10 protein-coding genes and 1 pseudogene are annotated in these 14,178 nt (G+C 34.3%); all 11 read right to left on the bottom strand.

All coding sequences use genetic code 11. From position 1 onward, the window contains the following. Window positions 1-12: 12 nt before the first annotated feature. Window positions 13-1,425: a DUF2142 domain-containing protein gene (locus tag RYK49_RS09805; protein WP_314830964.1), complete on the bottom strand. Its 1,413-nt coding sequence runs from the start codon at window positions 1,423-1,425 to the stop codon at window positions 13-15. A gap of 27 nt (window positions 1,426-1,452) precedes the next feature. Continuing rightward, the gene (locus RYK49_RS09800; protein WP_314830965.1) at window positions 1,453-3,429 is read right to left on the bottom strand and encodes a hypothetical protein; all 1,977 of its coding nucleotides are present in this window, start codon (window positions 3,427-3,429) and stop codon (window positions 1,453-1,455) included. Further along, window positions 3,422-4,345 carry a glycosyltransferase family 2 protein gene (locus RYK49_RS09795; protein ID WP_314830966.1) on the bottom strand — a complete coding sequence of 308 codons (924 nt, stop codon included), beginning with the start codon at window positions 4,343-4,345 and terminating at the stop codon, window positions 3,422-3,424. The genes RYK49_RS09800 and RYK49_RS09795 overlap by 8 nt, the downstream gene beginning before the upstream one ends. A gap of 50 nt (window positions 4,346-4,395) precedes the next feature. Beyond that, on the bottom strand, window positions 4,396-6,054 hold the full coding sequence (locus RYK49_RS09790; protein WP_314830967.1) for a sulfatase-like hydrolase/transferase: 1,659 nt from the start codon (window positions 6,052-6,054) through the stop codon (window positions 4,396-4,398). A 6-nt stretch (window positions 6,055-6,060) separates the two neighbouring features. Beyond that, complete coding sequence (locus RYK49_RS09785) at window positions 6,061-7,821, bottom strand: rhamnan synthesis F family protein (protein ID WP_314830968.1); 1,761 nt, start codon at window positions 7,819-7,821, stop codon at window positions 6,061-6,063. Beyond that, complete coding sequence (locus RYK49_RS09780) at window positions 7,818-9,548, bottom strand: glycosyltransferase family 4 protein (protein WP_314830969.1); 1,731 nt, start codon at window positions 9,546-9,548, stop codon at window positions 7,818-7,820. Before RYK49_RS09780 ends, RYK49_RS09785 begins: the two co-directional genes overlap by 4 nt. Window positions 9,549-9,568: 20 nt before the next feature. Beyond that, complete coding sequence (locus tag RYK49_RS09775; protein ID WP_314830970.1) at window positions 9,569-10,786, bottom strand: ABC transporter ATP-binding protein; 1,218 nt, start codon at window positions 10,784-10,786, stop codon at window positions 9,569-9,571. Further along, window positions 10,786-11,592, bottom strand: coding sequence for an ABC transporter permease (locus RYK49_RS09770; protein WP_314830971.1), 807 nt, complete (start codon window positions 11,590-11,592; stop codon window positions 10,786-10,788). The genes RYK49_RS09775 and RYK49_RS09770 overlap by 1 nt, the downstream gene beginning before the upstream one ends. A 5-nt stretch (window positions 11,593-11,597) precedes the next feature. Next, window positions 11,598-12,533 carry a glycosyltransferase family 2 protein gene (locus tag RYK49_RS09765; protein ID WP_314830972.1) on the bottom strand — a complete coding sequence of 312 codons (936 nt, stop codon included), beginning with the start codon at window positions 12,531-12,533 and terminating at the stop codon, window positions 11,598-11,600. Further along, complete coding sequence (gene cps2T / locus RYK49_RS09760) at window positions 12,530-13,678, bottom strand: beta 1-4 rhamnosyltransferase Cps2T (RefSeq protein ID WP_314830973.1); 1,149 nt, start codon at window positions 13,676-13,678, stop codon at window positions 12,530-12,532. The genes RYK49_RS09765 and cps2T overlap by 4 nt, the downstream gene beginning before the upstream one ends. 366 nt (window positions 13,679-14,044) lie before the next feature. Further along, a pseudogene (tuf, locus tag RYK49_RS09755) lies at window positions 14,045-14,178 on the bottom strand (elongation factor Tu); the annotation flags it as partial.

Raw genomic sequence — 14,178 nt, 5'->3', positions numbered from 1 at the left:
TAGAAATATTATTTAGAAAATTTGAGTAAAGAAGTAAATTATATAAGTAACCAAAGGAAAGTACGTCACAACTACTATACCATTGAGAAATGTTCGTTTAAGTTTTGCTATATTGGGTATAAATGTCAGTAATAGCAAGCTATAGGCGATAAAATACCTTTGTTGAACTCCTTCAATTATATCAGAACCAACGAGAGAAAATTGAAGATATAAAATAAGGAAGGTGGATAAAATAATCGCAAAGAAAGAGAATATTTTGCCTATTTGAATTAAATTGAATTTTTTAATATCTATTTTAGTCACTCTATATTCTTTTTCTTGATAAAGCCAACTGAGTCCATAGGCAACATAATACAGTATAGAAACTAGGATAGGAGGCTTTTGATAAGTCACTTCCTCTGCATACCCTAGCTGAATCACTGTATAATCATACGAGAAAATCTCTCGAAGATACATGCTTATAAATTTAAAAATATTTGAAAAAATATGAGATAACTGCTTAAAGGTATTTACATTTCTCCCAAAATAAGCACCTGTATTTACATCCTTTATCAATACAATCAATAGTAATGAACAAAGTATTGAGAAGAATAAAGTAAATAACAGAAAAAAATTTATAAATCTACTAGTTAGCTTTTCTTTATTTGCAAAATAGAGCATCGGGAAAACAGATATTATAATTAAGAAAGCTGGTACTTTAGCTAGAGAAACTAAGATAATCGATATTCCTAGTTGTATTGCATCTAACTTTTGAAAAGTTTTTAACTTTGCTACTTTATAGGTGACTTTAGTTAAACAAGCTACAAAAAAAATGATAGAAACATTTGTAAAAACATCAGCTGAAATAGCGCTGTTTGTTAATAAGATTGTAGGATGAAGACATAGCGCAGCAATTGTCCACTTACTAAATGGCATTATTCGAATTGACAATATTAAAACGAAAAAGGCAAAGGTCAATCCGGATAATCTCATAAAAATGAATTCAGTTGCTGGAGTTAAATGCAAAATTTTATTCAATAAGACAATCAAGACATAGGGAAAGTAAACAAGAGGATGATAAGGAACGGCATTGGTAGCCGCTTGAAATCTGTTTTTTTCAGAATACTGTAATTTACCAACCTCTGATAAAGGATATAAACCAAACGTATGGTTAGGCCCATTTTTTATAAAATAATCCATAAAAGATTGCTGAGTTTCTGATACCATTCCTCCAAATAAAGCCATATTCCCATTATCATTTTTGTAAACATCACCATTACTAATTTGAATCGCTCTATAATAATGAGATTGTTCATCCATCCAAGAACCGGGATTTCTATATAGTACTGCACCTAAAGCGACAACAAAACTAATACAAAGTGCTATAAAAACATGGCTAGCATATGCTTTATCTTTTATTCCTAATAATTTTTCAATTCTCTCCATTTATGTACTCTCCTAATATATTTATTATTAATACTCCGCATTAATTTGATAAATTCTATTTCCGTCTTTATCAGGACCATATAGGAGTTGGAATTCTTTCCCAAACTTGATCGCTAAATCTCGACTTGAAATAACATAATTAACATGTAATTCTTTTAAAGTTGCAGTGTTGACTTGCATATCTAAAACATCTGGACTACTGTTAGACATACTTACTTCACCATCAACTAAAATTGGCTTAATATGAGCATAACGATTCCACTCATTAACATATTTACCATTGATATCTATCTTCTTCATTTCTTCTATATCTGGATAAAAGCGAACACCATTAATCATTTTTGCTCCAAACATTTGCGGATAATTATAAAGCATGTTGTTATCCGTCAACCAGATAGATTGTGGATTTCTTTTGACTATGTCTTTAATTGCTATTCCTAGCTTTTTGTTCTCAACAACTGCTGTTCCTCTAACAATTGGATTTACTGTAAAACCTGTTAATAAAGATAAAATTAACATAGATAGAGTAAATAGTTTCTTATATTTTAAAATTCCTAGCAAAAATGTTAAGAAAAGCAGAAAAGCTGACAGTAATATATAGCTTCTTGAGATATAATCCTTATAAACCTGATTGTAAGATATCAAATAGGCAAAGAGAATAAAACTAAGTATACTTATAGGCAGAAGAACTTTAAAAAGCTTCTTGCATTCCATTTTCCAAACAAAGTCAATGAACCAAAAACTAATAAATACTGCTATAACAGCCAAAGCCTGCCAGGCTCTTCCTGATGTCACATAACTGAATAAAGTAATTTTTGCTAACCATTCTGGGACACCAACGAATATATACAGCATGAGAAATACACTGTACAAAGACAACAGAATTCCAAATAGATTTTCCTTAATCTGCTTCTTATATATGATAAAAGGCAAAGCCAAGAGCATAAAAGGAAGAAAATTAAGAGAAGAGGCTAATTCTACTTGATTTAATATAGTAGGAAGCTTATAAGGCAGAAAGAGATTTAAAAATATAGTGACTAGAAATGTGAGAGGAATTCCTCCACCTGTAGAAACTCGACTGCCTGGATAGACTGTTTCTAATGATGCAATAATAGCATCTAAACTTTGATAAATACTAACTCCCAGAATCACCGCAGTAACACAAAGCGTTGTAAACATAATGATCCAATCATTTCTGGACAGTTGCTTTTTTCTCAAAGCTGTAAAAAACTTCACGAGAAAATATATCAAAATAATATAGGCAAAAACAACTTGAAATGCGGGATAAATAACTAAAACAAAGCCAATCAGACTACTGGATAGAAGTGCTGCAAAACTGACCTTAGCAATTAATTTTTCAGAACTAAAATAATAATAAATAGAAACCAAAGCTAGTAAAGTAAACCAGACTACATCTCCCAAATGCTGCATGAACCACCACTGTACGACTGGTGTATAAGTGATAAAGAAAGCCGCTATAAAAGACAACACCTTATTTCCCTTTGTCAAAATCATAATAAACTCAAAAGACAAAAGAATAAGAGTAATAATCTTAAAGCACCAATACCAGGATAGAGCACGAGAAGGACTGAGGAATAAAGCTCCCCAGTTAAATGGTTTACCCAAAATAGAAATATGATTGACTGGTGAATGATAAGCTACAATCATATTCTGACCAGACAAACCATAATTCTCATTGACAAGTTGATTGCCAGAATTAGCCTGGGAGATAAAAAAGGAAGTTTGAACCATCCATTCATCAGATCTAATTCCTCTTGGAATACCAAAAATAACACCATCTGTATTTGAAAAAGGTGATAACCATTGGCTACCATCTCCTTCAATTCTTGATTTTGACTGAACTCCATTCTGAAGCTCAGTCACCCCTATTCTATTCCAGCTCGCTATGGAACTACCATTAAGATTCAGTGCTAATCCAAGAATAAAGACTACCAGAGCTAGAGCATATCTGTATTTTATAGTCTTATTAAAAGCATTAATCATAGTATTGATAAACCTCGAGTTCATATTGCATTCGGTTTTGTCGAACTACTGTATCTAAAATGATACCAGCAATAAAAAACAAACCTGCCAAAATCATAAATCCTGTCGCTAAAACTGCTGATGGCAATTTGTCAATCAGGCCCGTATTAGCAAACTCTGCAATAACGGGTAATCCAATAATAAGTCCTACCAAAAATAATAAAAAAGCTAAAATAGAAAAGAATACCAATGGTTTATAGTCTTTAAATAGACTAAAAATCATTTTGAGAACCTTAAAGCCATCAGAAAACGTGCTGAGTTTAGACTCACTTCCCTCAGGACGATCCTTGTAAGTGATTGGTACTTCTACTAGTTTGAAACGCTTATCCATAGCATGAATAGATAGCTCTGTTTCAATTTCAAATCCTGGAGACAAGACAGGAAATGTCTTAACAAAGAGTCGGTTAAAGCCACGATAGCCTGTCATAATATCATTGTAGCTCCCCTTATATAGAGAGTTAATCAAGTACTTGACTAAATTATTACCAAAATCATGGAAACCACGTTTATTTTCTTGGGAATAGGTTCCATTGGAAAGACGATCTCCAATTGTCATATCAGCCATTCCCGAACGCAAAGGAGCTAGCAATTTTTCAACTTCAGCTGCTGGATAAGTATCATCTGCATCAGCCATAATATAATAATCTGCATCAATTTCTCTGAACATAGAACGAACTACATTCCCTTTGCCTTGCCTAGGCTCAAATTTTACAAAAACTCCAGCTTTTCTAGCTAGTTCATTGGTTCTATCCTTGGAATTGTTATCATAAACATAAATGTCTGCTTGAGGTAGAACTGTCTGAAAATCCGTTATAACCTTTTGAATAGTTATTTCTTCATTATATGCTGGAAGCAATACCGCAATTTTTTCTTTCATTTTATATTCTATCTCCTTGTTTTATAAAAAACACTATTGTTACAACAGTCTTACCATCTTGCTGAGGAATAATAATCCACAATATACGTCTCCATATTTTCTTCTTCGTGTTTAGATAAGTATCGAACTGTAGCATCAGATGTATTTGCATAAGTTAATTCTGAAACAAATAAGCTGCTAAAAACTGTCCTGTACTCCTTATTAGCAAATAATGAATTACCTAAGAAATAATTTTCCCTAGAAATATCTAAATAATCTAAAATAGTTGGAGTAAGGTTAACAGAATTTTGCCCCTGAGCATCTAGTATTTGAGGATCGACTCCTTTATAATAGATGAAAAAAGGTACTTTGTCAAGATTGCCCATTCCTCTCGACTGATTAGGAAATGACTTTCTGTATTCATCATCAACATAAGTTGCATGGTCGGTTGTGAAGACTAAAATTGTATTTTCCGAATATTTACTATTGTTAAATTTTTCGATGAATTTCCCAAATTGTATATCTAAATCATAAAAACGGTTTAACAAACGGTCATTTCCATCTGAGTATTTTCTATCAAATGAATTCATGCCAATATGTGTACCAAAAGTATACATTGAGATAAAGAAAGGCTGCCCATCAGGCTGATTAGCCATCAATTTATTAAGTTCTTTATAGGCATCCTTATCGAATGTACTTTCCTCCCCCTTAGAAGGCTGTGCATCTAGAACAGAATCAAAACCTAAATGGTTTAAATAAGAAGTGAATTCTTCATTATGAGCTTCTGTATTAATAAAAGAAGTATGATAACCTTCTTTCTTCAAAATACTCTGCAGAGAAATCAGATGGTTCTGATCAGAATTATCTAACTGATAACCTGAATACAGTTGACCAATTATCCCTCTATAAGTTGCAAAGGTATGATTATAATAATTTGAAAAATTCAAAGATTTAGATTGTAATTCTTTAATATTAGGAGTGATATTTCTCTCATCATCAATAATATGCTGAGACATTCCCTCTGTAAAAATAAGAATCACATTAGGTTTTTCTGGTATATTTTTCGGCTTTTTGATAAAGTCTCCAACTTCCTCTTTGTAGAAAAGTTTTTTCTTCTCTGTAGACTCTCTTTCCGCTTTTTGAATCAGCTGAATATAATCATACTCAGCAACTGCTAAATCATAGACCGACTTACCTGGAGAATACTTAAAACCAAAGAATCCTCCCAAAGATAAGTTTAGAGTGAGTGCAGCACTCAAAAGAAACAGAGAAACAACATTATATTTATAAAGGTAGTAGGTAATCTTATTCTGTGTTTCAACATACTTAGTCGGTAGGAAACTAAAGGTTAATAATAAAACAATACCTAAACCAAAAATAAAAATTCTTCCTTTAAGAGCCTCCCAAGAGCTTAGATTACTTAACATAATAAGAGTTACAAAGCTATTTCCAAAAAAAAGAACTAATATCTCGACGTTATAAAAGAGAATAAACAAATTATTAATAAAGCAACCAATAATTTGATTTTTTTTAATGATAAAATTTGAAACAAGAAAAATAATAATCAACTCTAGTAAAGGAATAATGACATATAGTAAATTCCCTGTTGTCTTCAACGTTAAAAAGCTAATTATAATAGAGAATAGATATTTAAGTACCGTAAATTGATAATCTTTGTATTTAGCATAAAAAGAACTATAATCTATTTTACACTTTCTTTTTCCAAACATTTTAATCTAATTCCTAATCTTTCTAATCATCCTCTTAACAATATATTTTATTGCACTTGCTGGCCCAAGGAAAATATATTTAGTCGCACCTTTTAACCCCCCTATATTATCAAAGTTCACATAGGTATTTGGTAAGGTGTCTGGACGAATATTTAAAACATTATTATCAACAAAAGGTGTGATATATATTTCATTTCGAGAAATAGCATAATCAAATCTCTGCGACCAAGCTAGATATACTAAAATGCGCTCAATAGAGTGTAATATTGTATGCTGCGGAAGTGGCTCTTCCGGAATATCCTCATCTCTAAGTTCTAAGTCAAACAAAGGCTTTAATGCATCATATTTGAACCATATAAATGTACCATAACTCATAATAAAAGTGTTCAAACTATTAAAATCTATAGCTCGATCGATATTCATTCTTTCCCAAAGGATATTCATATCGTCCGCAAATTTATTTTCATTTAAAGGATCTACAATCTTTGTATAGCGGAAAAAGGTTGGTATATCTGCAATCACAAGTCCCAATCGTTCATTATTTTCTAAATTAGCGAGAATCGAATTGGCAGGTTTTATCAGCATATCAAAAAGTTCATTTCTCCAAGAATCTCCAACCCAATATGGATATTCTGGGGACTTTTTGGTATGGAAATGTCCAATGTAATCATAAGACGATAGCTCTTCCTTTAGCTTCAACATAGGAATAATGTCTCGTCCACGATTTCCTGTTAAATAAATATTCGCTTTTTGATGCCGTTTTGCTAAAATAATTTCAATTTCTGATTTTTTATTTTTCAAATCTGTTGTTAAAAATAGGTCATAATCAAAATTAAAATATTGGAATCCATCCAAAAATTCTTCTAAGAGGTCTACATAAAAAGTATGAAGATGTATTGCTACTTTCTTCTTGTTTGAATATGCATCTTTTTTATTTTGAAGGATCTTTCTATCAATCAGATAAGGTGGAGTTGGCTGACTGACATCTGACATATGGGACAAGATAAATTCTACTGGATAGTCGGATACCTCTTCAATCTCTTTCAGTAAATATGGAGACAAATGTTGACTTAAATCAAAAGTTTTAATTTTAATAAAAGGAACCTTATATTCCAAAAGAATATGTGGATAATGAATAGTAAAATTACTATGGAAAAAATCTTCCTTTAGTGGAAGAGTATTTAAAATAGCTTGATATTGGAATCCTGCATCAGTAAATTTTTTCGTATATTGTGTTTCATAATTGTCAATAACATTTTGTACATCTGTATAATTTTCAACAGATTTCCAAAAAATTTGAAAAATTTCTGATTGAACTAGATTTTTCTTGAAAGAAATAAAATAAGATTGAAGATGCTCGTTAATAAACAAATTTCGTTGCTTAACTTCTTGATGATTCGTCATTCCCCAAAAATCAATATCAGAATCTGATTCATATTTTTGATAAATTGGCCCCATATCCCAAAGTGGTCCAAAACAAGTATCATTCATGACGGTCACTGAATCATACTCTTTCAGTGATTCAAAACCAACCAACTCCATTCCATCATGCCAAGCACCAAAATCATAACCAATGTTTTCCCGTTGAAGGAAGACATCAATCAACCCCTTTTCACGAAGTTTATCAACTTCAGATTCACTAAGTTGACTATTTGAAATAAAGATTAATTTTTCAAATAAAGGTCTCATATGCTCAAGTTGATAATGAACATGACGGCTGATATGATCATATTTATTAAAATGAACATAAATTAATAATCGTTTCATTTCTTTCTCCTAAAGAAGTTTATAATTTTAGTCGAAAGCTGCCAACGCCTGCTTCCGATTATAGCATGGTATTGCTGGTTTAATACCTGGTATTGCTCTTCTAATTGAATTATTCTTTCTTGCAAAGATAAATTGTCTAACTGAAGTTCTGATAATTCAGTTAAAAGTGATCCTTCCCTCATTGGATCAAAAATATCTTTCATCTCATAAAAAAAGGTAAATTGCGTTTCAGAAATACCCTCTAAATTATAATGAATTTGAGGATCATTTTTACCGAAAAGTAAACTATCTGCTAAAGCTATTCCATTTGTAAAATCAATGGGAATCTCCTCATGTTTTTTATAGGTCTGCAGTTTTACATTTTTATAATAACTGGGAATCTCAGATAAATCAACCCTCAACCTCATAACATCAGAAGGAAGTTCAACGTAAATTTCATCAGAATATTCCAATGGAAATCTCAAACTGTTTTCTTCTGAAAAATTTTCTCCTAATTTTGAGTAAAAGAATGTTACAAATTGCTTCTTAATATCAAATACACTATGGTTTGGCAAAGTATTTCCCAATAGTAATTCAATTGCTTGCAGGCTATTCTTTACAGGAGACAAAGATTTTTCAATTCTGCTTAAAAGGGCTTTATAACAATTTTCAATGGTGTATAGTTGCTTAGCTACCTGACTGGTCTCCAATGCAGCACATTTATAATTTTGGAAATTCTCAATCACATTTTCTAAAGTTTCTGTGAGAGATTCTATATTGCCTAGAGGATATACAAATCCTGTATTAAAAATATTACGAACTGTAGAATATCCTAAATTATCAGAAACAATTGTAGGAACTCCTTTTAGAATTGCCTCAATGAAAACCAAGGAGAACGATTCTGATTTAGAATTGAAAACACAGATATCCGAAGATGTGATTTCTTTCCATGGAAGATTCCGATATCCTAAAAACCTTACCTGAGTCAATGAATGTTTCTCTATAAATTCGTCACATTCCTGCTTAATTTCTTCTTCCCAATCTCCTATAAAAATTAAGGGGATATCAAATCTTCCTAGCTTAAGATAGGCTTGCAACAGCTCCATCTGATTTTTATTTTCATTAATTAAACCAACGGAAACTATTCTTATTTGTTCTCCCTTACCAAGTGATTCATTAGAGATTTCTGTAAAAGGAATAAACGATTGCAACTTAAGATTTCGATTCCCAATTTTTTCCAGCGACTTTTTCAAATTGCCTTGGACAGCAAAAACCTCTTCTGAATTATCAAGCATAAAATCGAACTTGTCTACATAATAGGCAAACTCTCTTTCGGGAAATTCGTGAATAAGCCAAAAATGTGGAACTGATTCACAAGCCGCTGCTAAAGCACCCTGAAATACATTCGCAGTATTAGAAATAACCAGATCAATTTTATTTTTTGAAATAATATCCCTTATATCTTGAATATTCTTTTGATAAAACAGAACTCTTTCTTCTTTCGACAAAAGAAGATTCCCTGGCGCTTCTTCCCACCACCATTTTACAGTCGTAAGTGGAAATAATTTAACACCTGCATCCTGTAATTTATCTCGATACGCTCTATGTGTAGGATGGCCATTTTCAGGATAAACATTAAAAATATTGTAATCTAACTGTGCTAGATAAACCATCAAATTTGTAATAGATCTCTCAGCACCGTTATCCAAAGTTCCTGTTGGTGAAACAAATAAAATACTTTTGCCCATATCTCAACCTTTAAAGACCTTTACTCATTTAATTCATGCCAATTGCCATTTCTAACCAATAGTCCCGTTGCAGAATCAAGTGCAGATTTATCGTTGTCAGGAATATCTTTTCTTTCGATAAATACAATCGGTGCTTTTGCTGATGATGCAAAAGCTAGAACCCGTTTCTCTGAATCACGAATAGTTGCTTCTAATCTAAGCCGAGCTTGGTTAAGAAAGGGAAGTTTACATTTATATATTATTTTTTTCTTTCCAATACCTTGCGTTTTTAGATCCATCGAATTGTCATTGTAATAGCCATAATTGGTATTAATATCTACAAAAGACATAGCAATATGAGATTCAATATCTTCTAATTGTTTAAATGTAAACTCAAATTCAAGTTCTTGTTCTGGAGTAACTTGCGCTTTTGATAATAGCTTCACTTCAAAATCTTCAACCAAAAGCCTTTGTTCCCTTAATTTTTCAGATTCCTGAGACTCTTTAATTGGTTGAATAGCAGCATTATCAAAACTGTACTGGTTGGCCACATCATCTGGATTACCGATAGCTTTGACTAAGCCATTTTCAATCAAGACAGCCTTGTTACAATACTTTTTAACAGCTCCCATATCATGGGTTACCAGAATGGTCGTCTTGCCCGACTCCTTACGATCTTTGAAGTAGTCATTACACTTACGCTGAAAGGCTTCGTCTCCAACAGCCAAGACCTCATCCAAAATCAGAATATCACCCTGAGCCTTGATGGCCACAGAAAAGGCCAGACGCACTTGCATACCGCTGGAGTAGTTCTTGAGCTTTTGGTTCATAAACTCGCCCAGCTCAGCAAACTCCACGATATCATCGTACATGGCATCTACTTCTTCTGTTGAGAATCCCAGCATCGCACCATTCATATAGACATTTTCGCGACCAGTTAGTTCTGGATTGAAGCCAACACCCAGTTCAATAAAGGAAACCAACTTACCGTCAATAGTTACCTTGCCCTTCTCCGGAATATAAATCTCAGAGATAATTTTCAGGAGGGTAGACTTACCAGATCCATTGCGACCGACAATCCCGTAGAAGTCCCCTTTTTTAACTTCAAAGGAAATATCTTTCAAAACATGCTGTTCTTTGTAGCCCTTGATCCCCTTAAAACGATTGACCAAACTAGTTCTCAAACTCTGAGTAGCCTCAGTAGGCAATCGAAAGAATTTACTTACATGGTCGACTTTTACTGCAATATTATTTGACATTATAAAATCTCCGCAAATCTCTTAGCATTTTTATTAAAAATATAGTAACCAAACAAGAAAATGAAAATTGGCAAAATATAGGGAATGATAGAAATAAAACGATTACCGATCAAATCCCATCCACGCATACTTCCTGAAAAAACAACAAAATGACGTAAATCCTGAATAATTTGAGCAAGGGGATTAAGCATCATGATTTTAGCAATAGTTACTTGGCCTCGTTGAATAATGAACGTAAGCGAGTAAATAATTGGCGTTGCATATAAGCCAGCCTGCAATACTACTTCCCAAATTGGTCCAATGTCACGATATTTGACAAAGAAAGTTGCTAGAATAAAAGCAAAACCTGTAGAAACTAAAACCAACTCAACAAACAAAGGGAGGATAATTAGCCATCCTAGTGTCAAAGGAACACCATTAATCAAAGCAAAAACAGTAACTACCAATAAATTAATAGCATAATTAATCGCTGCGCCTGCAATAGATGAAAAAATAATAATTGACTTTGAAAAATTTAGCTTTCGTAATAAATCACCTCGCGAGACAATTGACATCATTCCCATATTAGTTGCCTCTGTAAAGAAATTCCAAGTTACCATTCCTAAAAGGAGAGATACTGCATAATGTGGTGTTCCATCATCAAATCTCAAAAATCGAACGAAAACAAGATACATAATCGAAAATAGCAACAAAGGTTTTAAAATTGACCATAGATGTCCGATAAAGCTTCCTTGATAACGTAATTTAAAATCAGTTTTAATCATCTCTCGTAAGAGAATCCTGTTTTTTCTATTAAAAAAATCCATGAATATTACTCCTTATAAGCAAACTTTGTGAGAATGAGGCTCGTAAAAACAAGCGTATGAAAAGTGCGGTTTTTACGATAGCCATACTGACGAATTCTGCGCCAGCGCTCCTTAAAAGGCACCTCTATAATGGTCACAAAGTTCTCAATTAACTCTCTATTTTCAGCAGTCAGCGGCAGGACCAGCAAATTTCTAGCCTGGGTCTGACTGTCTTTTATCAATTTCCAATATTTGGCAAAAAGAACATGGGGACGAACCCAGTTTTTTACGCGTTTTCTGAGCGTTCGAGCTCCCAACACATTATTCGAATGCTGTCTATAGAGCTCACCCGGCTTGTCAATATAGACTAGATTTCCAAAAGCCGCAGCCAGCAAGCCCAGATACCAGTCGTGCATGAGCAGTTCATGCTCTTCCTTTCCAGTCCAAAGTTGGGCCAAGGCGCGATTAATCATAGAAACACCGCCCGTTACCGTATTCTCCGTCAACTCTTGGATTAGTTCTGTATTAGCGTGATCTGACTGAGTGCGAATCATACTTTCGTGAACAACCTGCAGCTCTTGATCTACGACCTTCAAGTCAGTATAAACCAGCAAGGGCTGACTGCTATCATACTTGTCTGCCTCAGCCAACTGCATAGCAATCTTGTCTGGCAGCCAAACGTCATCTTGGTCGCTAAAGAGATAGAAATCCGAATCTTGGTATTGAAGCAGGCTATGAAAACTCTGAATGACACCCAGATTTTGTGGATTTTCCCGATTGATAAAAGCAATGCGGTCATCCTTGCAGCAAAAGTTTTCGATGACAGCCCGCGTCCCATCTGTAGAGCCATCATCACGAATCAGCAGCTGCCAGTCCCTATATGTCTGCTCTTGAATACTCTTAATCTGCTCGGCCAGAAACTGCTCCCCATTATAGGCGGACAGAAGAATGGTCACTTTCATGATAAAAATAAATCCTCGTATTCACCCACAATTTTTTCCCAGGTGTAGTTTTCTTTCATATTTTCTTTGGCAGCTTGACCTAGCTCCGTAAAATCTGTTTGAGCATCTACTCGGTCAATCAGCTGGGCCAGCTGGCCAGGTTCTTTTTGCCAATACAGAGCCGTTTCCTTGGCTACCTTCCGATTGAAATCCACATCCAATACCAGATTGGCATCTGTCTGAGCCAGTGCTTCCAAGAGTCCCGGATTGGTCCCACCAACCTCATGTCCATGTATGTATGCAAAAGCATGATTACGAATATATTTGAGCAAATTCTGATCATAGACCGTCCCTGCAAACTTAATGCGAGAATCACGGTCAAAGCCCGTTTTCTGCTTGAGCTCTTCAAAATAGGGATTGCCCTCATGATTGCAGATAATCAGCAAATCACGTTGGGTCTTGGATTTCATAAATTCTTGAATGATGGTTTCGTAGTTGTTTTCCGGAACGAAGCGTCCGACAATGAGGTAATAGTCTTTTTCCTTACTGGTCCACTTTTCAAAGAAGACCCTGACCTTGCCTTCGTTTTCCGTCAGATTGGACAGATAAAGATCGGTTCCATAAGCGATACAGGTCGTTTTAGACCAAGGATAAGCTTTTTGAATATAGCTTTCGATGCCTTGATTGTCCGCAATAACCAAGTCTGCATGCTTGGTCATGACCTTCTCAGAATATTTGAGATAAGCTTGGACTGGCTTAGACCATTTGGCCCGCTTCCACTCCAACCCGTCAGGATTGATAAAGAATTTACCGCCCGCCTGATGGATACGACGAGCAAAGGGAAAGATAAAAGCACCAATCGTATTTCCAAGAATGTAAAAAATTGGCTGTTCAATCTGCTCTTTCTTAGCAAACTTGAGGGCATAGGAAACAGCCATCATATCATAGGCAATTACGCGGGCCGGACCAAGCTTGGGTGGCTTGACTGTAAAACAGTCTACCCCCTTGTAGTCAAAATGATGAAAAGCTTCATCATCTGATAAGCAAGCCACATGATACTGGATTTGAGAAGAGATTTGATGCTCTGTCAATTTCTCGACAAAGGTTTCAAATCCTCCATATTTAGCAGGAAGTCCCCGACTCCCGATGATGAAGACATGTTTCATGATTTCCCTCAATTCAAGATTTTACAATCCATTCTATTATACCACTTTCTAGTGTGTTTGTATAACCAGAAGCAAAGAATCCTTCATTACCTTTACAAGAAAAATACGAAAGTCACTTTGTTTTTAAATCAACCTATCCATTGTAGATTTATTTAGATCACTTTCAAACATAGTCATTTATTATACCTTATACTAGTTCACTTTCTGTACACCAGTACGACCTACAGCTATCCTATTCGGACTAAAAAACTATCCACTTAAAGCCTTTCTAACCTCATCACTCCTTAAATACAGAAAGCATACAAAAACCCCGTTTTCACGGGGTTTAGTGTCTGACTATAATTGTTATCTGGGAACGGAATCGAATTAAGCTTCGATTTCTGTAACCATACCTGAACCAACGGTACGTCCACCTTCACGGATAGAGAAAGTAGTACCTTGTTCAACGGCGATTGGGTGGATCAACTCAACGTCGATAGTCACGTTATCACCAGGCATTA

This window comes from uncultured Streptococcus sp., from assembly GCF_963525625.1.
GTDB lineage: Bacteria > Bacillota > Bacilli > Lactobacillales > Streptococcaceae > Streptococcus.
Note: the sequence above shows the minus strand (reverse complement) of the source record. Positions and strands in the feature narration are given on the sequence as shown.